20 protein-coding genes are annotated in these 19,829 nt (G+C 72.6%); 10 read left to right on the forward strand and 10 right to left on the reverse strand.

Going from position 1 to position 19,829, the window contains the following annotated elements; genetic code table 11:
* Positions 1 to 66: 66 nt before the first annotated feature.
* The 3 genes from AE652_RS13280 to AE652_RS13290 form a co-directional block, all read right to left on the reverse strand.
* Positions 67 to 276, reverse strand: coding sequence for an acyl-CoA carboxylase epsilon subunit (locus AE652_RS13280; RefSeq protein ID WP_049651530.1), 210 nt, complete (start codon positions 274 to 276; stop codon positions 67 to 69).
* Between the two features lie 95 nt (positions 277 to 371).
* Positions 372 to 1,973 carry an acyl-CoA carboxylase subunit beta gene (locus AE652_RS13285; RefSeq protein WP_049651531.1) on the reverse strand — a complete coding sequence of 534 codons (1,602 nt, stop codon included), beginning with the start codon at positions 1,971 to 1,973 and terminating at the stop codon, positions 372 to 374.
* Positions 1,974 to 2,425: 452 nt separating this feature from the next.
* Positions 2,426 to 2,848, reverse strand: a complete 423-nt coding sequence (locus tag AE652_RS13290) for a PLD nuclease N-terminal domain-containing protein (protein WP_049651532.1) — start codon at positions 2,846 to 2,848, stop codon at positions 2,426 to 2,428.
* 92 nt (positions 2,849 to 2,940) lie between these two features.
* Between AE652_RS13290 and AE652_RS13295 the strand changes: the two genes are divergently transcribed.
* Together AE652_RS13295 and mqnP are read left to right on the forward strand one after the other, a co-directional pair.
* On the forward strand, positions 2,941 to 4,398 hold the full coding sequence (locus AE652_RS13295) for a menaquinone biosynthesis decarboxylase (RefSeq protein WP_049651533.1): 1,458 nt from the start codon (positions 2,941 to 2,943) through the stop codon (positions 4,396 to 4,398).
* Positions 4,395 to 5,291, forward strand: a complete 897-nt coding sequence (gene mqnP, locus AE652_RS13300) for a menaquinone biosynthesis prenyltransferase MqnP (RefSeq protein ID WP_369808292.1) — start codon at positions 4,395 to 4,397, stop codon at positions 5,289 to 5,291. Before AE652_RS13295 ends, mqnP begins: the two co-directional genes overlap by 4 nt.
* A gap of 75 nt (positions 5,292 to 5,366) precedes the next feature.
* On the opposite strand, the gene AE652_RS13305 is transcribed toward mqnP, so the two are convergent.
* The 4 genes from AE652_RS13305 to AE652_RS13320 form a co-directional block, all read right to left on the reverse strand.
* On the reverse strand, positions 5,367 to 6,161 hold the full coding sequence (locus tag AE652_RS13305; RefSeq protein WP_234348365.1) for a hypothetical protein: 795 nt from the start codon (positions 6,159 to 6,161) through the stop codon (positions 5,367 to 5,369).
* A 180-nt stretch (positions 6,162 to 6,341) separates the two neighbouring features.
* On the reverse strand, positions 6,342 to 6,980 hold the full coding sequence (locus AE652_RS13310) for a hypothetical protein (RefSeq protein WP_049651536.1): 639 nt from the start codon (positions 6,978 to 6,980) through the stop codon (positions 6,342 to 6,344).
* A gap of 38 nt (positions 6,981 to 7,018) precedes the next feature.
* Entirely contained in the window at positions 7,019 to 7,774 is a 756-nt protein-coding gene (locus AE652_RS13315; protein ID WP_049651537.1) for an alpha/beta fold hydrolase, read from the reverse strand.
* A gap of 79 nt (positions 7,775 to 7,853) precedes the next feature.
* Positions 7,854 to 9,077 carry an FAD-dependent oxidoreductase gene (locus tag AE652_RS13320; protein ID WP_049651538.1) on the reverse strand — a complete coding sequence of 408 codons (1,224 nt, stop codon included), beginning with the start codon at positions 9,075 to 9,077 and terminating at the stop codon, positions 7,854 to 7,856.
* A gap of 101 nt (positions 9,078 to 9,178) precedes the next feature.
* On the opposite strand from AE652_RS13320, the gene AE652_RS13325 reads away from it, so the two are divergent.
* On the forward strand, positions 9,179 to 9,985 hold the full coding sequence (locus AE652_RS13325) for a TetR/AcrR family transcriptional regulator (protein WP_049651539.1): 807 nt from the start codon (positions 9,179 to 9,181) through the stop codon (positions 9,983 to 9,985).
* Positions 9,986 to 10,090: 105 nt separating this feature from the next.
* On the opposite strand, the gene AE652_RS13330 is transcribed toward AE652_RS13325, so the two are convergent.
* Positions 10,091 to 10,807 carry an MOSC domain-containing protein gene (locus AE652_RS13330; RefSeq protein WP_049651540.1) on the reverse strand — a complete coding sequence of 239 codons (717 nt, stop codon included), beginning with the start codon at positions 10,805 to 10,807 and terminating at the stop codon, positions 10,091 to 10,093.
* 71 nt (positions 10,808 to 10,878) lie between these two features.
* Positions 10,879 to 11,631 (reverse strand): cyclase family protein, encoded by a 753-nt coding sequence (locus AE652_RS13335; protein WP_049651541.1) that lies wholly within the window; start codon positions 11,629 to 11,631, stop codon positions 10,879 to 10,881.
* A gap of 89 nt (positions 11,632 to 11,720) precedes the next feature.
* Between AE652_RS13335 and AE652_RS13340 the strand changes: the two genes are divergently transcribed.
* The 6 genes from AE652_RS13340 (at position 11,721) to AE652_RS13365 (ending at position 17,569) form a co-directional block, all read left to right on the forward strand.
* Positions 11,721 to 12,395, forward strand: a complete 675-nt coding sequence (locus tag AE652_RS13340; RefSeq protein WP_049651542.1) for a UbiX family flavin prenyltransferase — start codon at positions 11,721 to 11,723, stop codon at positions 12,393 to 12,395.
* A gap of 119 nt (positions 12,396 to 12,514) precedes the next feature.
* A complete protein-coding gene (locus tag AE652_RS13345; RefSeq protein ID WP_049651543.1) occupies positions 12,515 to 12,973 on the forward strand; it encodes an Lrp/AsnC family transcriptional regulator in 459 nt (152 codons plus the stop codon).
* A gap of 3 nt (positions 12,974 to 12,976) precedes the next feature.
* A complete protein-coding gene (locus AE652_RS13350) occupies positions 12,977 to 13,939 on the forward strand; it encodes a threonine/serine dehydratase (protein WP_049651544.1) in 963 nt (320 codons plus the stop codon).
* A 52-nt stretch (positions 13,940 to 13,991) separates the two neighbouring features.
* Entirely contained in the window at positions 13,992 to 15,155 is a 1,164-nt protein-coding gene (gene mqnE / locus AE652_RS13355) for an aminofutalosine synthase MqnE (protein ID WP_049651548.1), read from the forward strand.
* 116 nt (positions 15,156 to 15,271) lie between these two features.
* Positions 15,272 to 16,486: a L,D-transpeptidase family protein gene (locus AE652_RS13360; protein ID WP_234348366.1), complete on the forward strand. Its 1,215-nt coding sequence runs from the start codon at positions 15,272 to 15,274 to the stop codon at positions 16,484 to 16,486.
* 135 nt (positions 16,487 to 16,621) lie between these two features.
* Positions 16,622 to 17,569: a beta-ketoacyl-ACP synthase III gene (locus AE652_RS13365; RefSeq protein WP_049651545.1), complete on the forward strand. Its 948-nt coding sequence runs from the start codon at positions 16,622 to 16,624 to the stop codon at positions 17,567 to 17,569.
* Between the two features lie 248 nt (positions 17,570 to 17,817).
* On the opposite strand, the gene AE652_RS13370 is transcribed toward AE652_RS13365, so the two are convergent.
* Positions 17,818 to 18,465, reverse strand: a complete 648-nt coding sequence (locus tag AE652_RS13370) for a TetR family transcriptional regulator (RefSeq protein WP_049651546.1) — start codon at positions 18,463 to 18,465, stop codon at positions 17,818 to 17,820.
* 449 nt (positions 18,466 to 18,914) lie between these two features.
* On the opposite strand from AE652_RS13370, the gene AE652_RS13375 reads away from it, so the two are divergent.
* Positions 18,915 to 19,829, forward strand: a 915-nt coding sequence (locus AE652_RS13375) for a serine/threonine-protein kinase (protein WP_049651547.1), incomplete at its 3' end; no start/stop codon positions are given.

A 19,829-nucleotide genomic window follows, 5' to 3' on the forward strand; every position in this document is an offset into this window, starting at 1 on the left:
CCGGGCAACGCCGGACGGCCGGTCACCCGAGCGGGGTGACCGGCCGTCGGCACGGGCCGTGGGCCGTCAGGCCGCCTGCTGCCAGCTGAACGGCGAGTAGTACGCCGGGCGGCGCTCCAGGCGCTGCCAGTTGGCGATCGGCTCGATCGGCGCGGCGGCGGCGGCCTGCTGCGCGACGGCGGCGCGCGCGGCGAGGACGGCGGTCAGGGCGGCGAGTTCCTCGTCGGTGAGGCTGCCGCGGACGATGCGGACGAGGGGTTCGGCGGAAGCGGTCATGTCCTGGTTTCTCCCCCGGGTGGCTGCGGTCTGAGGTGGTGGCGCGTCGGTGCGGGCTGCTGCTGCGGTGCGGGCTGTCGCGGCGGTGCGCGCCACTACATCGGCGGGTTGCCGTGCTTGCGGCTGGGCAGGTCGGCGTGCTTGGTGCGGAGCATGGCCAGGGCGGAAGCGATCACCTGGCGGGTCTCGGCCGGGTCGATGACGTCGTCCACGAGGCCGCGCTCGGCCGCGTAGTACGGGTGCATCAGCTCGTTCTTGTATTCCTTGATCTTCTGGGCGCGCATCGCGTCCGGGTCCTCGGCGGCGTTGATCTCGCGCCGGAAGATGACGTTGGCCGCGCCCTCGGCGCCCATCACGGCGATCTCGTTGGTCGGCCAGGCGTACGACAGGTCGGCGCCGATCGAGCGGGAGTCCATCACGATGTACGCGCCGCCGTAGGCCTTGCGCAGGATCAGCGAGATGCGCGGCACGGTGGCGTTGCAGTACGCGTACAGCAGCTTGGCGCCGTGGCGGATGATGCCGCCGTGCTCCTGGTCGACGCCGGGCAGGAAGCCGGGGACGTCGAGCAGGGTGACCAGCGGGATGTTGAAGGCGTCGCACATCTGGACGAAGCGGGCGGCCTTCTCGCTCGCGTTGATGTCCAGCACGCCGGCCAGCGACTGCGGCTGGTTGGCGATGATGCCGACGACGTGGCCGTCGATCCGGGCGAGCACGCAGAGCACGTTGGTGGCCCAGCGCTCGTGGACCTCCAGGTACTCGCCGTGGTCGACGATCTCCTCGATCACCTTGCGCATGTCGTACGGGCGGTTGCCGTCGGCGGGCACCAGGTCCAGCAGGCTGTCGTTGCGGCGCTGGACCGGGTCCTCGGTCACCACGGACGGCGGCATCTCGCGGTTGTTCTGCGGCAGCAGCGACAGGAGGTAGCGGACCTCCTCGATGCAGGACTGCTCGTCGTCGTAGACGAAGTGCGAGACGCCGGAGACGCCGGCGTGCACGTCGGCGCCGCCGAGGCCGTTCTGGCTGATCTTCTCGCCGGTGACCGCCTGGACCACGTCCGGGCCGGTGATGAACATCTGCGAGGTCTCGCGGACCATGAAGACGAAGTCGGTCAGCGCGGGGGAGTACGCGGCGCCGCCGGCGCACGGGCCGAGCATCACCGAGATCTGCGGGATGACGCCGGACGCCTTGGTGTTGCGCTGGAAGATGCCGCCGTAGCCGGCCAGGGCGGTGACGCCCTCCTGGATGCGGGCGCCGGCGCCGTCGTTCAGCGAGACCAGCGGGGCACCGGCCGCGATGGCCATGTCCATGATCTTGTGGATCTTCTGGGCGTGGGCCTCGCCCAGCGCGCCGCCGAAGATCCGGAAGTCGTGCGCGTACGTGAAGACGGTGCGCCCGTGGACGGTGCCCCAGCCGACGATCACGCCGTCGGTGTGCGGCTTCTTGGCCTCCAGGCCGAAGCCCTGGGCGCGGTGCCGGCGAAACGGCTCGACCTCCTGGAAGGAGCCCTCGTCCAGCAGCAGCTCGATGCGCTCGCGCGCGGTCAGCTTGCCCTTGGCGTGCTGGGCCTCGGTGGCCTTGTCGCTGGGGCCGCGGCGGACCTTCTCGCGCAGCTCGTGCAGCTCGGCGACCCGCCCGCGGGCGTCGGCCGGGACCTCGGGGACCTCGCCGTCGACCGGCGCCTCATGCACAACCGTCATCTCGAACCACTCCAAGGGTGAGGGAACTGTCCGACAGCCAACGTCTGCTGTGCCCCCGGCTGCGAATCACTTTCTTCACTTATGACTGTACGAGGGGCCGTGCGCTGGTTTCGGCGTCGATTCCGTACAAGGTCGAGTTCGTTTAGCTGTCAGGCCTGGACAGAAGCGGTCGGATCGTTGACTGAGCGCTCGGTGTTCATTCGGATACCGGGGGTTGTCGGACAGATGATGGTCCGATGATCTGAGCATGAAGGAAAGCGCAGGTCAGGGCCGTCTCCCAGTACTGTAGGCCGGTCCTCTTGGGCTCCGCTCAAGGTCCGCTCAAGCCCGGCGGGCAGGGGGTCGCCGTCCGGGTTAGGGGTTGCGCAGTCGTAGGGAAGCACCAAAAATGCCGCAGCCCACCCCGCACGGTGGGGGTGGGCTGTCCGGGCGAGCGGGCGGACCCGCTCCGATCAGCTCTTCCTGCCGTCCTCGGGCTCGTCGCGGTCGCGCAGCTCCCGCTCGCGACGGCGCAGATCGGCCTCCCACTGCTTGAGCATGGACTCGTGGTCTTTGTCGTCCTTCTTCAACGAGGCGAGGAACTCGGGGTCGTCGTCCGGCGCCAGCGGGCGCCCGCCGCGCGCGGCGGGACGGCCCGCCCGGTCGTCGGCCGGGTACCCCGGGTGGGCCCCGGCGGGCGCGGCCCGCAGGAAGCCGCGCTGCTTGCCGGCGATCAGCCAGGCGATCGGGCCCAGCGGCGGGAAGAGCAGCACGATCAGCACCCAGACCACCTTGGGCAGGTGCTTCACCTCGTCCTCGGGCGTGGTCAGGCAGTCCACGAACGCCCAGACCCAGAGCGCGAGCGGAAGGATGATGGTCAGAAGAATCCTCGGCACGGCTGGGATCTCCCCCCGGGCGGCGATGGTGGCGGGCGCCTTCCAGGGGCCCTTGACCCGGCCAGGCTATCGGGTGGCGGATACTGACAGGCATGGCATACGACGATCTCCGCTCGTTTCTCCGGGCCCTCGACCGTGAGGGCGACCTCAAGCGCATCAAGGCGGAGGTGGACCCGCACCTGGAGATCGGCGAGATCGTCGACCGGGTGCAGAAGGCCAAGGGCCCGGCGCTGCTCTTCGAGAACGTCAAGGGCTCGTCGATGCCCCTGGCGATGAACGTCTTCGGCACCGAGCGGCGGCTGGCCAAGGCGCTCGGCCTCAAGGGCCCGGACGACATCTCCGAGAAGATCGCCGGCCTGCTCAAGCCCGAGCTGCCGCAGGGCTTCACCGGCTTCCGGGACGCCTTCGGCAAGCTCGCCTCGATGGCGCACGTCCCGCCCCGGCACGTGAAGCCGGGTGACGCCCCGGTGCAGGAGGTCGTGCTCACCGGCGACGACGTCGACCTGGACGACCTGCCCGCGCTCTTCACCTGGCCGCAGGACGGCGGCTCCTTCTTCAACCTGGGCCTGACCCACACCAAGGACCCGGACAGCGGCATCCGTAACCTGGGCCTCTACCGGCTCCAGCGGCACGACCGCCGCACCATCGGCATGCACTGGCAGATCCACAAGGACAGCCGCAACCACGCCGCGGTGGCGGCCAAGCGCGGTGAGCGCCTCCCGGTCGCGATCGCCTTCGGCTGCCCCCCGGCCGTCACCTACGCGGCCACCGCGCCGCTGCCCGGGGACATCGACGAGTACCTCTTCGCCGGCTTCGTCGCCGGGGAGCGGGTCCGGATGGTCGACTGCAAGACGGTGCCGCTCCAGGTCCCGGCCGACGCCGAGGTGGTCCTGGAGGGCTGGCTGGAGCCCGGCGAGATGCTGCCCGAGGGCCCGTTCGGCGACCACACCGGCTTCTACACCCCGCAGGAGCCGTTCCCGGCGCTGAAGATCGACTGCGTGACGATGCGCCGCCGTCCGATCCTCCAGTCCATCGTGGTCGGCCGCCCGCCGACGGAGGACGGCCCGCTGGGCAAGTTCACCGAGCGGTTCTTCCTGCCGCTGCTGAAGATCATCATCCCGGACATCGTCGACTACGACCTGCCCGAGGCCGGCGGCTTCCACAACTGCGTGATCGTCTCGATCGACAAGAAGTACCCCAAGCACGCCCAGAAGACGATGCACGCGATCTGGGGCGCGCACATGATGTCGCTGACCAAGCTGATCATCGTGGTGGACGCCGACTGCGACGTGCACGACTACCAGGAGGTCGCCTGGCGGGCCTTCGGCAACGTCGACTACAGCCGGGACCTGACCGTGGTCGAAGGCCCGGTGGACCACCTGGACCACGCCTCGTACCAGCAGTTCTGGGGCGGCAAGGCGGGCATCGACGCGACCCGCAAGCTGCCGGAGGAGGGGTACACCCGGGACGGCGGCTGGCCGGAGATGGTGTCCTCCGACCCGGCCACCGCCGAACTGGTGTCGCGTCGCTGGAAGGAATACGGACTGTGAGCACGGCCGCTGTCGAGACGCCGGGGCGCACCAGGGCGTTCCTCCGCCTGGTGATGATCGAGCACTCGGTCTTCGCGCTCCCGTTCGCGTACATCGCCGCGCTGACGGCCATGTTCCTCGCGGACAAGCGGGTGCACTGGGGCGAGCTGTTCGTCGTCACCGTGTGCATGGTGGGGCTGCGCACCTTCGCCATGGCGGCGAACCGGATCATCGACCGGGAGATCGACGCCCGCAACCCGCGCACGGCCACGCGTGAACTGGTCACCGGAGCGGTGTCCTTGAAGACCGCGTACGTCGGCTCGGCCGTCGCGCTGGTGGTCTTCCTCGGCGCGGCCGCGATGCTCAACCCGCTCTGCCTGGCGCTCGCGCCGGTCGCCGTGGTGCCGATGGTGGTCTACCCGTACGGCAAGCGGTTCACGAACTTCCCGCAGGCGATCCTCGGCATCGCCCAGGCGATGGGGCCGGTCGGCGCCTGGCTCGCGGTCACGGGCAGCTGGTCGTGGGAGGCGGTCGTGCTGGGCGTGGCCGTCGGCATCTGGATCGGCGGCTTCGACCTCGTTTACGCCTGCCAGGACGTCGAGTCCGACCGCGAGCACGGGGTCCGTTCGGTGCCCGCGCGGTACGGCGTGCCGGCGGCCATCCGGGGCGCGCGGGTGTGCCACGTCCTGACGACGCTCCTGCTGGGCTGGTTCGCGCTCCTGACGGACGCCGGAGCGGCGTTCTGGATCGGCCTCGTGGTCGTCGCGGGGGCCTTCGTGTACGAGCACACCATCGTGCGGCCGAACGACCTGTCGAAGCTCAACCGGGCGTTCTTCCAGACCAACAGCTTCGTGGGGATCTCGCTGTTCTTCTTCGCGCTGGTGGACCTGGTCGTCCGGGGGCTCGGGATCTGATCCGCGCGTCCGCCGGCGGGCTCACGGGGCGCTCCTCCCGCCTCGTCCGGGCCCGCCCGCCGCTCGTGGACCGGCTCAGCGGAACAGGGCCGCGTGGTCCCTCGCCCAGGCGTGGAAGCTGCGGGCCGGGTGGCCGGTGACGTCCTGGACGGTGCTGGTGGCCGGCTCGGGGGCGGTGAGGCGGGCGTGGACGAGGTCCAGGGCGCCGTCGACGGCGGCCGACGGGCGGCCGGCGGCGGACAACCGGTGGCGGGCGGTCTCGCGGGAGACCTCCTGCCAGCTGGCCGGGCGGCCCGCGGCCGCGCCGATGATCTCCACCTGCTCCGCCTGGGTCGGCGACTCCGGGCCGGTGAGGACGTACCGGGCGCCGTCGTGGCCGTCCTCCACCAGGGCCCGGACGGCCACCGCCGCGACGTCCCGCTCGTCCACCGGGTTCAGCCCGGCCGCGCCGCCGTAGCCCCGCACCGTGCCCCCTGCCCTGATCTCCTCCGCCCACTGCAGCGCGGCGGCGAAGCCGTGCGCCCGCAGCACCGTGTGCCGCACCCCGCTGCCGGCGAGCAGCGCCTCGATCCCGCCCTCCGGCCGGCCGGGGACGGCCGAGGACAGGAACACCACCCGCCCGACCTCCCGGGCCAGCACGCCGACGGCCTCCGTGGCCCCGTCCGCCGTCGGGAACGGCCACCCCAGCAGCACCGCGCCGGCGCCCTGCACCGCGGCCTCCAGCGATGCCGGGTCGCGCAGCTCCCGCTGGGGCAGCGTCCGCACCCGCACGCCGGCCGCCGCGAGCTGCAGCCCGACGTGCCGCCCGACCGCTCCGGAGACGCCGATCACCAGCACCGGCGACGTGTCGTCAACTCGCTCATCTGTCATGCATCGAACGTAAGCGAGAAGGATGAGACGCCCAATGCGCACGGGTCTCGGGTCCATGCGCCAGCGTCTACCCCGCGGCGCGCGCCAACTCCCGCACGCCCCCTGATGCTTCGCGCTCTGGGCGGCCGCCGCCCTCCTCGGCCCCGCGGTGCGGGGTACGGGTCCGGAGGCGCTGCGGGGTCAGTCGCCCAGGTGGGGGGCGTCCGGGTGGTAGGTCCGCTGGCGTTCGACCGGGGCGGCGGCGAAGTCGCCGTTGCCGTTGACGACCTCGCCGACGCCGACCCGGGTGCCCCGGGCCCGGCCGTGGCCCTTGAGGACGCCGCCGCGACCGTCCGGGTCGGGGTGGGTGTACGGGCGGCCGGCGGCGAGCTCGACCGCGCGGGCGGAGATCGGGCCGAGGACCTGGGCGCCGGCGCCGAGGCGGCAACGGCCCGTCAGCTCGGCGCCGTTGGCGATCCTGGCCTCGTCCCCGAGCTCGATGGCCTCGCCCGCCCCGGCCCTGACCACGGCGCCGCCCTCGCCGATCCGCGCGCGGCGTCCGACGGTGATCCGCCCGCCGCCGGTCGCGACGATCCGGGCGCCGCCGTACAGGACGGTGCCCGGGCCGATCGCGCAGTCGCTGTCCGCGTCGCACTCGACGGTCGCGCCCGGGTACAGGACGGTCTCCGCCGACAGCGTCACCCGCCGCGCGACCAGTACGGAGAACGGGTCGAGGACGGCCACGCCCCGGTCGGCGAGCAGCACCAGCTCGCCGGGGGTGAGGAGCCCGCGTTCGTGGCGGATGCGGTCCAGACGGTGCCAGAGCTCGTGATCAGTCATGATCGTCGGATCATACGGAGGCCCCGGCAGGGCCGGCCTCAGTTGTGCAGGAAGCCCTCCAGCGCCGTCGCCAGGGCCACCGGCGCCTCGTACATCGGGTAGTGCCCGCTGCCGGCGAGTTCCTCCAGCTCGGCGTTGGGGTAGTGGGCGAGGAAGGTGCCGCGCATCACCTCGGCGGTGAGGGCGAGGTCGTGCTCGCCGACGATCACCTTGACCGGCACCGGGTTGCCGTCGATCCGGCGCCGCAGGTCGGCCGTCGTCCAGTCGTGGACGTAGCGGCCGAAGGCCTCGGGGGTGGACTGCCGCAGGGACTGGTCGACCATGCGGTCGAGCCAGACCCGGCCGGCCCGCTGCCCGGTGACCAGGTCGAGGATCGCGAAGCGCTTCTCCCGGTCCTCGGCCGCGCCGTAGAACAGGGCCTCGCCCGCCGGGTCCATCGGGTACTCCCCGGCCGGCACCGGGGCCAGGCCGACCAGCTTGCGCACCCGCAGCGGCGCCTCGGCGAGCACCTGCTGGGCCGCCTTGCCGCCCATGGAGTGGCCGACCAGCGAGAAGCGGTCCCAGCCGAGCTGGTCGGCCAGGGCGAGCGCGTCGGAGGCGATCTCGGCGAGCGTGTACGCGCCGGTGACGCCCTTGCGCAGCCCGTAGCCGCGGTAGTCGAGGAAGGCGTAGCCGAAGGCCTTGCCGTCGAGGTAGTCGAGGAACGGGCCCCAGCCCGCGCTGGTGCCGAACCAGTCGTGCAGGACCAGGACGTGGTGGTCGCCGGTGCCGATCAGGCGGTGAGGGATCGTCATGCCAACGGTCGTTCCCCGCGATCCGCCCGTCCGAACGGACGGTTCGCGGGGATCCGGGGCGGATGCCGCCCGCCGGGGCTCAGGCGTCGCGCCGGGCGAAGGCCGGTGCGTGCTCGGGGAGCGGGCCGAAGGCGATCAGGCGGGAGAGCAGCACCGGGAAGCCGGGGACGTGCCGGGCGAGGGCCACCAGCCGGGCGGGCGGGCCGGCCCGCTCGCCGGTGAGGACCGGCTCGAACAGCACGCTGTGCAGGACCCGCTGCATCCGCTGCATGATCACCGTCGGCCGCAGCCGGCGGTGCTGGACCCGGGCCAGGGCCGCCACGGTCGGACGGCCGCGGCGCAGCGGTTCGGCGAGCAGGGTGGCGGCCGCGACGGCGTCCTGGATGGCGAGGTTGATGCCCACCCCGCCGGCCGGGGACATCGCGTGGGCGGCGTCGCCGATCAGCAGCAGCCCGTCGGTGTACCAGCGGCCCAGCCGGTTGAGCCGGACGTCGAGCAGGTGCAGGTCGTCGAGGCTCGCCAGTTGGTCGACCCGGTCCGCGTACTGGGGCAGCAGCCGGGCGATCCGCTCGCGGAACCGCTCGATCCCCTCGGCGCGCAGCTGCGGGTCGGCGCCCTTGGCGCGGAAGTAGGCGATCTGGAAGTAGTCGGTCCGGGCGAAGCTCAGCACCATGTCGCCGGACCCGAACCCGGGGACGAGGCTGGGCGGCTGGGCCTGCTCGTGGGGGTGCCGGGGCAGCCGGAACCACCAGGTGTCGAAGGGCACCGGGAACTCCTGGGCCGCCAGGCCGGCCGCCCGGCGCAGGGTGGAGTGCCGGCCGTCGGCGGCGACGGTGAGGTCGGCGCGCAGCTCGCCCTCCTCGCCGTCCCGGGTGCGGTACCGGACTCCGGTGACCCGGCCGCCGTCCCGGAGCAGTCCGGTCGCCTCGGTGTTCATCCGCAGGGTGAAGGCGGGCTCCTGCCGGGCCTCCGCGACCAGGAAGTTCAGGAGGTCCCACTGCGGGATCATGGCGATGTAGTTGTACGGGGGCCGCAGCCGCTCGTAGGCGCTCAGCGCGACGGGGGCGGAGCCGGGCGGCTGCACCACCAGGTTGCCGAGGCGGCTCTGCGGCAGCGCGGCGAACTTCCGGCCGAGGCCGAGTTCGTCCATCAGCCGCACGGTGGAGGCGTGGACGGTGTCGCCGCGGAAGTCGCGCAGGAAGTCCCCGTGCTTCTCCAGCACGGTCACCTCGACACCGGCGCGCGCCAGTATCAGGCCCAGCATCATTCCGGCCGGCCCGCCCCCGGAGATCACGACGCTCATGGCTCTCCCCTTTCAGTGCTCGATTGATCACTGTCCGTGTGGAACCTGCATATACAGAATCTCTGGAACCGTCCCAGGTGTCAAGTAGTACGATGCTTCACATGAAGGAGCTGGTGACGGCCGCCCTCACGGCGGCGAAGGAACGGGGCCAGGACGTCGCGGACGTCCCGCTCACGGCGATCGCCGCGACGGCCGGCATCTCCCGCAGCACGCTGCTGCGCAGGCTCGGCGGCTCCCGGGCGGTGCTGGACGAGGCCGTCCGGGAGGCGGGCGTCGACCCGGGCGGACGGCCGCCGGTGCGCGAACGCGCGATCGCGGCGGCGGCGCTGCTGGTGGCCGAGCGCGGCCTGGCCGGGGTCACCCTGGACGCCGTGGCCGACCGGGCCGACTGCTCGCTGCCCAGCCTGCACACCGTCTTCGAGGGGCGGGACGGCCTGCTCGCCGCCGTCTTCGAGCGGCACTCCGCGCTGCCCGACCTGGAGGCCCTCGCCGCCGACCCGCCGGAGACCCTGGAGGAGACCGTCCGGGCGCTCCACGCCACCTTCGCCGCGGCCTTCGTGCACGAGCCGCGGATCGTCCCGGCGGTCTTCGCCGACCTGCTCGGCCGCCCGGACGGCCCCGCCGCCCGGGTGATGGCCGCCACCCTGCCGCAGGCGCTCGCCGGCCTGGACCGGCTGCTGCGCCCGCACGTGCGGGCCGGCCGGCTGAGACCGCTGCCCACCCCGGTGCTGACCCAGCTGATGATCGGCCCGCTGCTCAACCACGCGCTGATGCGGCCGGTGCTGGAACCCGCCCTGGGGGACGGGCTGCCGTCGACGGACGAGACCGTGGAACTCTTCGCCCAGGCCTACCTGCGCGCGGTCGCCCTCCCCGCGGCGGAGTCCGGGAGCGTCGGCGACACCCCCTGAGGAGGACCCGTGACCGGCACCCCGCGGTGCCTCGTCCTCGACTGCCGGTTCGCGAGGGTCAAGTCGCCCTTCGGGCAAGGGCGGTGACGGACGCGGGGGCGGTGGTCAGCCGAGGAGCAGCCGGTCGCCGACCCGCAGGCGGCCCGGGGTGGCGACCTCGGCGAGGGCGTCGAGCCGGCCGTCGTGGGCGTGCACGACGGCCTTGAGGATCTCGGGGGCGTGCGGCAGTCCGGGCTGCGGGGCGCCGGTCATCGCGCAGCGCTCGCTGGAGGCGACGAAGGAGAGCTGGGCGCTGCCGGGGGTCTCGCCGGAGGCCTGGCGGCCGAGCCAGGCGTCCTCGACGAACGGCGGGGTGCCGGGCGGGGTGCGCAGCACGATGTTGGGGCGGAACCGGCGCTCGTCGACCACGGTGAAGGGGACGGCCTCGCGGACCCAGTCCAGGGTGGCGGTGCTGAGCACGCTGACCGGCAGCCGGTCGAAGTGCGAGACGGCGTCCTCGCGGGCGAGTTCGACGTCCTCGCGCTGGAGGTAGGCGCGCAGGAAGGAGTTCGGCCGGTCGACCGGGCGGCCGAGCGGATCGAACAGTTCGGGGCCGTCGATCCGGTGGCCGAGCCGGGCGGAGAGGCGGAGCAGGCCGTCCATCCGGCGGAAGCGGCGGGTGTTCTTGCCCGAGCCGAGCTTCCCCGCGGCGTCGCGGACGGCGTAGAGGCGGTCGCCGGCCAGGCCGCGCTCGTCCACCTCGACGGAGTCGAGCCGCTCGCCGCCGGTGGACTTCACGGGGTAGCGCCAGAGTCGCTCGATCACTCCGATGATCTCAGCCATGGCCGGAAAGCGTACTGGCGTTGACGGGGGATGGTCTAGACCAAGTCCCCGGCCCGGACGGAGAGTCCGGCTCAGCCCAGCCGGGCCACCGCCCGTACCGGTGCGCCGTCCGCCGCGACCAGCCGCAGCGGGAACAGCGAGACCTCCACCGGCAGGCCGGCCTCCTGGGCCGCCAGCAGCGGCCGCAGGTCGGTCAGGTTCTCGGCGATCACCCCGCCGCCGGGCGCCCCCAGCAGCACCCGGTGCGCGGCGAGCGTGGGCTCGTCGGCGGTGCCGTGGTCGTGCTCGTCGGTGAGGTCGGCGAGCAGGGCGGCCACCGCAGGGTCGCCCGGGCCCGGGTCGGGGGTCGGGTCGACGCTGAGCGCGTCCACCCCGACCGTCCGCACCCCGGCGGCGACGATCGCCTCGGCGGCGGCCGGGGTCAGGGCGGGGTGGGCGAGGTAGGCGTCGGTGCCCCAGTGCCGGGCCCAGCCGGTGGCCAGCAGCAGGACGGTGCCCTCGCCGGAGTCCGCGACCCGCTCCAGCGCGGCCGCCAGCAGCCCGGGGGTGACGGCCGCTCGGGGCTCCAGCCCGCGCAGGTCGGCGACCACGGCGGGGCCGGTGAACCGCTCCAGCGGCAGCCCGTCCAGGGTCGGCCAGGTGACGTCCACGTGGTACGGCGCGTCCACGTGCGTCCCGGACTGCGAGCCGAGGTGCAGGGCCAGCACGTTCACCCCGGCGGTGGCCGTGGTGAGCGCGGGCTCCAGCAGGACGGCCGGATCGCCGGGGTAGACCGGCATCGCGGTGGTCACCTGATGGGTGAGGTCGACGAGGGTCGCTGCCATGCGCCCATCCTCCCAGGGGCGGGCGCTCCCGGACCCCTCCCGGTCGGCCCGGTCCGGAACCACGGGTGGAGCCGGGACAGAATTGCCCCATGGGAACTGCGAAGCGTCAGCCGTGGGTGGTCGGGGTCTCGGGTGCGTCGGGGACGCCGTACGCGGCCTCGGTGATCCGCGCGCTGCTGGCCGCCGGCGAGGCGGTGGACCTGGTCGTCAGCCGCGCCGCCCGGCTCACCATCCTGGACGAGACCGGCATCTCCTTCCGGGACGCCCACTGGCGCACCGACCTCGCCGCCTGGCTCGGGAGCGACGAGGGCCTGGACGACGTCCGCTACTGGCCCGCCGGGGACTTCGCGGCCGGCCCGTCCAGCGGCTCCTACCCGGCCAAGGGCATGCTCGTGGTGCCCGCGACCACCGGCGCGGTGGCCGGGATCGCGCTCGGCCTGAGCAAGGACCTGCTGCAGCGCGTCGCCAGCGTCACCCTCAAGGAGCGCCGCCCACTCGTCGTCTGCGTGCGCGAGACGCCACTCAACGGGGTGACGTTGAAGCACCTGGTGGAGCTCGACGCGCAGGGGGCGGTCGTCCTGCCCGCTTCGCCCGGTTTCTACGCCGGCGGCTCCACCGTGCGCGAACTCGTGGATTTCGTGGCCGGACGGGTGCTGGACGCCGTCGACGTGCCGCATTCCCTGTACCTGCGCTGGGAAGGGGAGTTGGGGGCGGCCGCCCGCAAGACGGCCGCCGGCGAGGGCGCACCGGCTGAGGGGGAGTAAGGAGACCCGGGGCGGGAGAGTATCTTCTCTGCGATATCCGGGTCGTTCGGCGCACGGCGCCTTTGAATCCGGATAATGATCTGTGGGTCTGGTGAGGTTCGGAAGGACGCGGACGGTATATGGACACGGTGGACAGACAGCTCATCCAGGCGCTCCGGGAGAACGGCCGTGCGTCCTACGCCGAGTTGGGCCGGCTGGTCGGGCTCTCCGGCCCGAGCGTCACGGACCGGATCAACCGCCTGGAGCAGGCCGGGGTGATCACCGGCTACCGGGCGACGGTCAACCCGGCCTCGCTCGGCTTCGGCGTCACGGCCCTGATCGGCCTTCAGCTCACCGACGCCGCGGACCACGAGGACGTCGCGCACCGGCTGAAGGACCTCAACGAGGTCGAGGACTGCTGGTTCATCGCCGGTGACGACTCCTACATGCTGAAGGTCAGGGTGGCCGACGTGGCCGGCCTGGAATCGGTGGTCAAGCGGATCTCGGGCACGAAGGGCGTGGCCCGGACCCGCACCACCGTCGTACTCTCCACCAAGTGGGAAAACCGGGTGAGTGAACTTCCTCCTGTAGGAGAGTGACGTATGGCACTGGTCGGACTGGAGGAGCTGCGCGCGGCTCGGCAGCGGATCGCGGGGGTCGCCGTGCGCACCCCGCTGGTTCCCGCCCCCTGGGCGGCCGAGGGGGAGCGGCGGCTCTGGCTGAAGCCCGAGAACCTCCAGCCGACCGGGGCCTTCAAGACCCGCGGCGCCTACAACCGGCTGGCCGCGCTCACCGAGGACGAGCGCGCCCGGGGCGTGGTGGCCCAGTCCAGCGGCAACCACGCGCAGGCGGTGGCGTACGCGGCCCGGGAGCTCGGCATCAAGGCCGTGATCGTGATGCCGGACACCTCGCCCGCGGTGAAGGTGGAGGCCACCCGCTCGTTCGGCGCCGAGGTGATCCTGGTGGCGCCGGAGGAGCGGGACACCCTGCCCGCCGAGCTGGCCGGGAAGCACGGCTACGTCTGGGTGCCCCCGTACGACGACCCGTTCATCATCGCGGGCCAGGGCACGGTCGGCCTGGAGATCGCCGAGGACGCCCCGGCCGACCTGGACACCGTCCTGGTGCCGGTCAGCGGCGGCGGCCTGATCGGCGGGACGGCGGCCGCGCTCAAGCTCACTCGCCCCGGCATCCGGGTGATCGGCGTGGAGCCCGAGCTGGCCGCCGACGCCCGGGCCAGCCTGCGGGCCGGCCGCCGGGTCGAGTGGCCGGTCGCCGACACCTACCGGACCATCGCGGACGGGCTGCGCACCCCGTCGCTCGGCGTGCTGCCGTTCGAGCACGTCGCCGCCTACGTGGACGACATCGTCACCGTCACCGAGGACGAGATCCGTGCCACCGTGGCCGTGCTGGCCCGCCGCGGCCGGCTCGTCGCCGAGCCCTCCGGGGCGGTCGCCCCGGCCGCCTACTTCCACCGCGCCGCCGAGACCGGGGGCCAGTCGGTGGCGGCCGTGGTCAGCGGAGGCAACATCGACCCGACACTGCTCGCCGAGCTGCTCTCGGCATAGGCGTACGCTCATTCCGGCAAGGAATCGAATGTCGGAGGAGGCGGGTCACCGCATGGACGCAGGGCTCAAGCGCGAGCTGGAGGCGAAGGTCTACGCGGGTGAGCGGCTGACCCGCGAGGACGGGATCGCGCTCTACGAGAGCGACGACCTGGCCTGGCTGGGCGGGCTGGCCCACCACGTGCGGACGCGGAAGAACGGCGACGTCGTCCACTTCAACGTCAACCGTCACCTCAACATGACCAACGTGTGCAGCGCGTCCTGCGCGTACTGCTCGTTCCAGCGCAAGCCGGGCGAGAAGGACGCGTACACGATGCGCATCGAGGAGGCCGTCCGCCTCGCCAAGGCGATGGAGGTCGACTCCCTCACCGAGCTGCACATCGTCAACGGGCTGCACCCGACGCTGCCGTGGCGCTACTACCCGCGCTCGCTGCGGGAGCTGAAGGCGGCGCTGCCGAACGTCTCGCTGAAGGCCTTCACCGCCACCGAGATCCACTGGTTCGAGAAGATCAGCGGCCTGCCCGCCGACGAGATCCTGGACGAGCTGATCGACGCCGGCCTGGAGTCGCTGACCGGCGGCGGCGCGGAGATCTTCGACTGGGAGGTCCGCCAGCACATCGTCGACCACGACACCCACTGGGAGGACTGGTCGCGGATCCACCGCCTCGCACACGGCAAGGGCCTCAAGACGCCCGCCACCATGCTGTACGGCCACATCGAGGAGCCCCGCCACCGGGTGGACCACGTGCTGCGGCTGCGCGAGCTCCAGGACGAGACCGGCGGCTTCCAGGTCTTCATCCCGCTGCGCTACCAGCACGACTTCCACGACTCCAAGGACGGCGTCGTGCGCAACAAGCTGATGGCCCGCACGGAGATGGCCACCGGCGCCGAGGCGCTGAAGACCTTCGCGGTCTCCCGGCTGCTCTTCGACAACGTCCCGCACGTCAAGGTCTTCTGGGTGATGCACGGCGTCACCACCGCCCAGCTGGCGCTCAGCCACGGCGCGGACGACATGGACGGCTCGGTGGTCGAGTACAAGATCACCCACGACGCGGACAACTTCGGCACCCCGAACAAGCTCGGCCGCGACGACCTGCTCGGGCTGATCCGGGACGCCGGCTTCCGCCCGGTGGAGCGCAACACCCGCTACGAGGTCATCCGCGAGTACGACGGCCCCGACCTGGAGCGTCGCGAGACCCCGCAGGCGATGCGCCTCTGACCTGCGAAGATCCCCGCCGCCCGGACCGCTCGTCGGCCCGGGCGGCGGTTGTCTTCACGGCCTCCGCACCTGACCCGGGTTTACCAACGGGTACGGCGTTTGGCAGGATCGACAGCATGTCCGGTTCTCATCGCGCCACCGAGTACCCGTCGTACGAGCCGATGCGGGAGCCGGTGTACGGGGTGCCGCAGCAGTCGTACGAGCAGCCGTACCCCGAGCACGAGGCGTACCGGCAGCCCGTTCCGCAGGAGTACGGCCAGGGCGTGTACCAGCCGTACCAGCAGACTCCTGACGGCTACTCCGAGGCGTACGACCAGCCGTTCCAGGCCTACCAGGGTGAGCCGGAGGGCGGCTACGAGGCGGCGTCGGTGTACCAGCCGGTGCCCGCGCCCGAGACCGTCCCCTTCGAGCCCGGGCCCGTCGTGCTCGCCGCCGCTCCCGCCGCACCCGTGGCGGGTTCCCGGACGGCCGCGCGGGGACGCCGGCGCAAGGCCAAGCAGAAACGTCACGGCAAGGCCGTGATGGCCGGCACCGCGCTGCTGGTCGCCGCCACCGCCGGCTGGTACGCCGTCGGCCAGGACGGCGCCAAGCCCGGCATCGCCGCCGCCGACGGCCCCGGCCCGGAGGGCGTCAGCAAGCCCGACCACCCCGCCCCGGCCCCCGCGGCCGCCCAGGCCGCCTCCGACCGGCAGGCCGCGGCCCCCGCCGCCGACCGCAGCCAGACCCGTACGGACAGCTCGGTCGCCGCGATACCCGGCCTCGGCGCGAAGTTCACCGCGCAGATCCCCGCCGAGACCGCCCAGGTGCTGGTCGCCTCCGGCCAGGACAAGAACACCGACAAGAACGCCGTCACCCTCTGGACCCGCACCCCCGAGGGCCGCTGGCTGGCCGGCGAGACCTGGCAGGGCCACAACGGCAAGAGCGGCTGGACCACCGACCACAACGAGGGCGACCTGCGCAGCCCGATCGGCGTCTTCAGCCTCACCGACGCGGGCGGCCGCAAGGCCGACCCGGGCAGCAAGCTCCCGTACGACAAGGACCCGAGCTTCGTGGTCTCCGGCACGGGCTTCTTCGGGGACCAGCTGGCCGGCTCCTTCGACTACGTGGTCGCGATCAACTACAACCGCGTCCCCGGCAACTCCCCGCTCGACCCGCGCCGCCCGATGGGCTCCAAGAAGGGCGGCGGCATCTGGCTCCACGTGGACCACGACGGCCCGACCCACGGCTGCGTGTCGATCCCCGAGGACAAGATGGCCCAGCTGATCCGCACCCTGGACCCGGCCGCCCACCCCGTCGTCGTGATGGGCGACGCCTCCACGCTGGCACTCTGACCCCGGAGTCCGCGGAAGCCGGGCACGGAACCCGGGCGCCCCAAGGCCCCTTGTCCACCTCCTACAGATCGAGGGGGCGGATCCTGTCGCCGGTCATACCATGCTGACCAGCGGGTAACCCGGTTCCATGGCAGTATGAGCGGTTCGCGCATTGTGGCACTCGGCCACTACCAGCCCCCCAAGGTCCTCACCAACGACGACCTGGCGGGGCTCGTCGACACCGACGACGAGTGGATCCGCACCCGTGTCGGCATCCGCAGCCGGCACATCGCCGAGGACGAGACCCTGGTCGACCTCGCCACCGAGGCCGCGCAGAAGGCGCTCGCCAACAGCGGTCGGACGGCGGACGAGATCGACCTCGTCGTGGTCGCCACCTGCACCGCGATCGAGCGCAGCCCCAACACCGCCGCCGCCGTGGCCGCCCGGCTGGGCGTGCGCTCGCCGGCCGCGTACGACATCAACACGGTCTGCTCCGGCTTCTCGTACGCCCTGGCCACCGCCGACCACGCGATCCGGGCCGGCTCGGCCCGCCGCGCCCTGGTGATCGGCGCCGAGCGGATGTCCGACACGCTCGACTGGACCGACCGCTCCACCTGCGTGATCTTCGGCGACGGAGCGGGCGCCGCGGTGGTCGAGGCCCAGGAGGAGGGCGCCGAGCCCGGCATCGGGCCGGTGGTCTGGGGCTCCGAGCCCGAGCGGGGCGACGCCGTGGTGATCACCGGCTGGGACCCGGTGATCAGCCAGCAGGGCCAGTCGGTCTTCCGCTGGGCCACCACCCAGCTCGCCCCGCTGGCCCGCCAGGCCTGCGAGCGGGCCGGGATCGCCCCGTCCGAGCTGAAGGGCTTCGTCCCGCACCAGGCCAACCTGCGGATCATCGACGCGATCGCGGGCAAGCTGGGCCTCGGCGAGGACGCGGTGGTGGCCCGGGACGTGGTCCACTCCGGCAACACCTCGGCCGCCTCCATCCCGCTGGCCTTCTCCAAACTGGTCGAGCGCGGCGAGCTCTCGCCCGGCGACCCGGTCCTGCTCTTCGGCTTCGGCGGCGGGCTGGCCTACGCCGGCCAGGTCGTGCGCTGCCCCTGACCCCGACCCGGCGGCGCCACGAGGCCGCCTGAGGGCCGCCACAAGGCCGCCCGAGGGCGCCGCGAGGCCGTCCGGACCCGAACAACGCCGCTGGGCGGGCACCCTGTCACGGGTGCCCGCCCAGCGGCATGTCTGGCGCGCTTGCGGTACGTCGGCGGACCTCCCCCGAGGACACGGCCGCCGTCCGTCGTTCCCCGGACAGGAGGCCGGGGCTGCGCGCGGAGCGGATGGTGGGTCGGTGGACGGTCCTACTTGGGCGCCTTCTTGCCGGTGACGCCCAGGTACACCAGGGGAGCGAGGTTGGGCTTGAGGTCCTTGACCTTGACGCCCCAGGAGGTGAAGGCCTTCTGGTGCTCGGCCGCCGAGGCGAGCAGCGAGACCAGGGCCCCGGCCACGGCGTTCGGGTCGAGCGACTTGTCGGCCTGACCCTTCGCCTGGAGTTCCCTGACGGCCTCCGCGAGCGGCTTGGCGACCGCGTTGAGGACCGTCATGCGGATCTTGAAGAACCGCTTGTCCCCTTCGGCGGCACCGAGCGTGACCACTCGGAGAATGGCGTCGTTCTTGCGCCAGAAGGCGAGGAATCCGTCGACCAGTTCTTCCGAAGTGGTCGGTCCGGACTTCCCTGCCCAGGACTTTCCGGCCACCAGCTCTTTGAGCTGGTCGGCGTCCTTGGCCATTTCCTCGGCGATTTCGAGGACAGCGCCCTCGACATCCGGGAAGTACTGGTAGAAGGTCGCGGGGGAGGTACCCGCCATACGGGCGACGTCGATGACCTTGACGTCCCGATAGGGCGACGTGCTGAGCATCTCGCGGAGGCAGTCGAGCAGCTTCTGCCGCGTCTCCTGTCCGCGTCGCCCGGCGACGCGACCGTCGACGGTGCGAACTTGTCCTGTCATGCCGTCAGCTTACCGTGGCACGATCTTGGCGCGATTCGGTGATGCGACTATTACTCCGCACGGGGGTTGGTATAGCGGCATGAACCACTTCGGACGGATATTCACCGGGCTTCGAAGCCCCTGTTTGAAGCCCCCCCGTGTGCTTGCGATCTCACAGCGTGACGGCGAGTCCGCTGAGGGGTGATCGGGTGACAGAGCGTGACGATGACCGAAGAGTGCGGTGCCGTCCGGAAGTGGACGGTCCGGAGCCCCGGGCGCAAGCCGCCCCCGGAGCGGGCGTCAGGATCCGGTCGTTCCGTCCTCGCTGGTCAGAGGCCTGTCCGGGGCGTCCTCCGGGCCGGGACGACGTGTTTCAGGGGGTGGGGGAGGTTGGATATGCGCGGGACGGCATTGGAGAATCGGGTCCGGCACCACGCGGCGGGTGCGGACAACGGGGAGGTGGCAGCGGAGTGGACCAGCTGACGGCGCACGATCCGAGGCGGATCGGGCCCTTCGAGGTGCTGGGGCGGCTCGGCGCGGGTGGGATGGGGCTGGTCTACCTGGCGCGTTCCGCGGCCGGGCGGCGGGTGGCCATCAAGACCGTGCGGGGTGAGCTGGCCGAGGACGAGCTGTTCCGGGTCCGCTTCGCCCGGGAGATCGCGGCGGCCAAGACGGTCGGCGGCTTCTACACGGCGGCGGTGGTGGACGCCGACGCGGACGCCCGGGTGCCCTGGCTGGCCACCGCCTACATCCCGGCGCCCTCGCTGGAGGACCTGGTCGAGGAGTGCGGCCCGCTGCCGGTGGAGGCCACCCGCTGGCTGGTCGCCGGCATCGCCGAGGCCCTGGAGTCCATCCACGCGGCCGGGCTGATCCACCGCGACCTCAAGCCCTCCAACGTCCTGGTGGTCGAGGACGGCCCGAAGGTGATCGACTTCGGGATCGCGGCCGGGGTCTCCAGCACCCGGCTCACCATGACCAACGTCGCGGTCGGCACCCCCGCCTACATGTCCCCCGAGCAGGCCCGGGACAGCCGCACCGTCCGGGGCGCCAGCGACGTCTTCTCGCTCGGCTCGCTGATGGTCTTCTGCGCCACCGGGCACCCGCCCTACCGGGGCACCAACCCGGTCGAGACGGTGTTCCAGCTGCTGCGCGAGGAGCCGGACCTGACCGGCATGCCGCCCGAGCTGATGGACCTGGTCCGCCGCTGCATGCAGCAGGCCCCCGAGCGCAGGCCCACCCCGGCGCAGATCCAGACCGAGCTCGCCCCGCACCTCTTCTCCCGGGACGACGCCACCGGCGAGGCCGGGGACTGGCTGCCCGCCCACGCGCTGGAGCTGATCGAGCGCAAGCGGGGCCGGCGCCCGGCCGCCCAGCCGCCGCGCCCG

The organism is Kitasatospora sp. MY 5-36 (genome assembly GCF_001182915.1).
Lineage (GTDB): Bacteria > Actinomycetota > Actinomycetes > Streptomycetales > Streptomycetaceae > Kitasatospora.

Excerpts from the sequence above, each read along its gene's own strand:
- AE652_RS13330 (WP_049651540.1), bottom strand. The coding sequence starts at position 10,807 with ATGGCTGAGATCATCGGAGTGATCGAGCGACTCTGGCGCTACCCCGTG.
- AE652_RS13305 (WP_234348365.1), bottom strand. The coding sequence starts at position 6,161 with ATGACAGATGAGCGAGTTGACGACACGTCGCCGGTGCTGGTGATCGGC.
- AE652_RS13320 (WP_049651538.1), bottom strand. The coding sequence starts at position 9,077 with ATGAGCGTCGTGATCTCCGGGGGCGGGCCGGCCGGAATGATGCTGGGC.
- AE652_RS13360 (WP_234348366.1), top strand. The coding sequence starts at position 15,272 with ATGTCCGGTTCTCATCGCGCCACCGAGTACCCGTCGTACGAGCCGATG.
- AE652_RS13325 (WP_049651539.1), top strand. The coding sequence starts at position 9,179 with ATGAAGGAGCTGGTGACGGCCGCCCTCACGGCGGCGAAGGAACGGGGC.
- AE652_RS13310 (WP_049651536.1), bottom strand. The coding sequence starts at position 6,980 with ATGACTGATCACGAGCTCTGGCACCGTCTGGACCGCATCCGCCACGAA.
- AE652_RS13350 (WP_049651544.1), top strand. The coding sequence starts at position 12,977 with ATGGCACTGGTCGGACTGGAGGAGCTGCGCGCGGCTCGGCAGCGGATC.
- AE652_RS13370 (WP_049651546.1), bottom strand. The coding sequence starts at position 18,465 with ATGACAGGACAAGTTCGCACCGTCGACGGTCGCGTCGCCGGGCGACGC.
- AE652_RS13315 (WP_049651537.1), bottom strand. The coding sequence starts at position 7,774 with ATGACGATCCCTCACCGCCTGATCGGCACCGGCGACCACCACGTCCTG.
- AE652_RS13280 (WP_049651530.1), bottom strand. The coding sequence starts at position 276 with ATGACCGCTTCCGCCGAACCCCTCGTCCGCATCGTCCGCGGCAGCCTC.
- AE652_RS13365 (WP_049651545.1), top strand. The coding sequence starts at position 16,622 with ATGAGCGGTTCGCGCATTGTGGCACTCGGCCACTACCAGCCCCCCAAG.
- mqnE (WP_049651548.1), top strand. The coding sequence starts at position 13,992 with ATGGACGCAGGGCTCAAGCGCGAGCTGGAGGCGAAGGTCTACGCGGGT.
- AE652_RS13345 (WP_049651543.1), top strand. The coding sequence starts at position 12,515 with ATGGACACGGTGGACAGACAGCTCATCCAGGCGCTCCGGGAGAACGGC.
- AE652_RS13335 (WP_049651541.1), bottom strand. The coding sequence starts at position 11,631 with ATGGCAGCGACCCTCGTCGACCTCACCCATCAGGTGACCACCGCGATG.
- AE652_RS13340 (WP_049651542.1), top strand. The coding sequence starts at position 11,721 with ATGGGAACTGCGAAGCGTCAGCCGTGGGTGGTCGGGGTCTCGGGTGCG.
- AE652_RS13285 (WP_049651531.1), bottom strand. The coding sequence starts at position 1,973 with ATGACGGTTGTGCATGAGGCGCCGGTCGACGGCGAGGTCCCCGAGGTC.
- AE652_RS13295 (WP_049651533.1), top strand. The coding sequence starts at position 2,941 with ATGGCATACGACGATCTCCGCTCGTTTCTCCGGGCCCTCGACCGTGAG.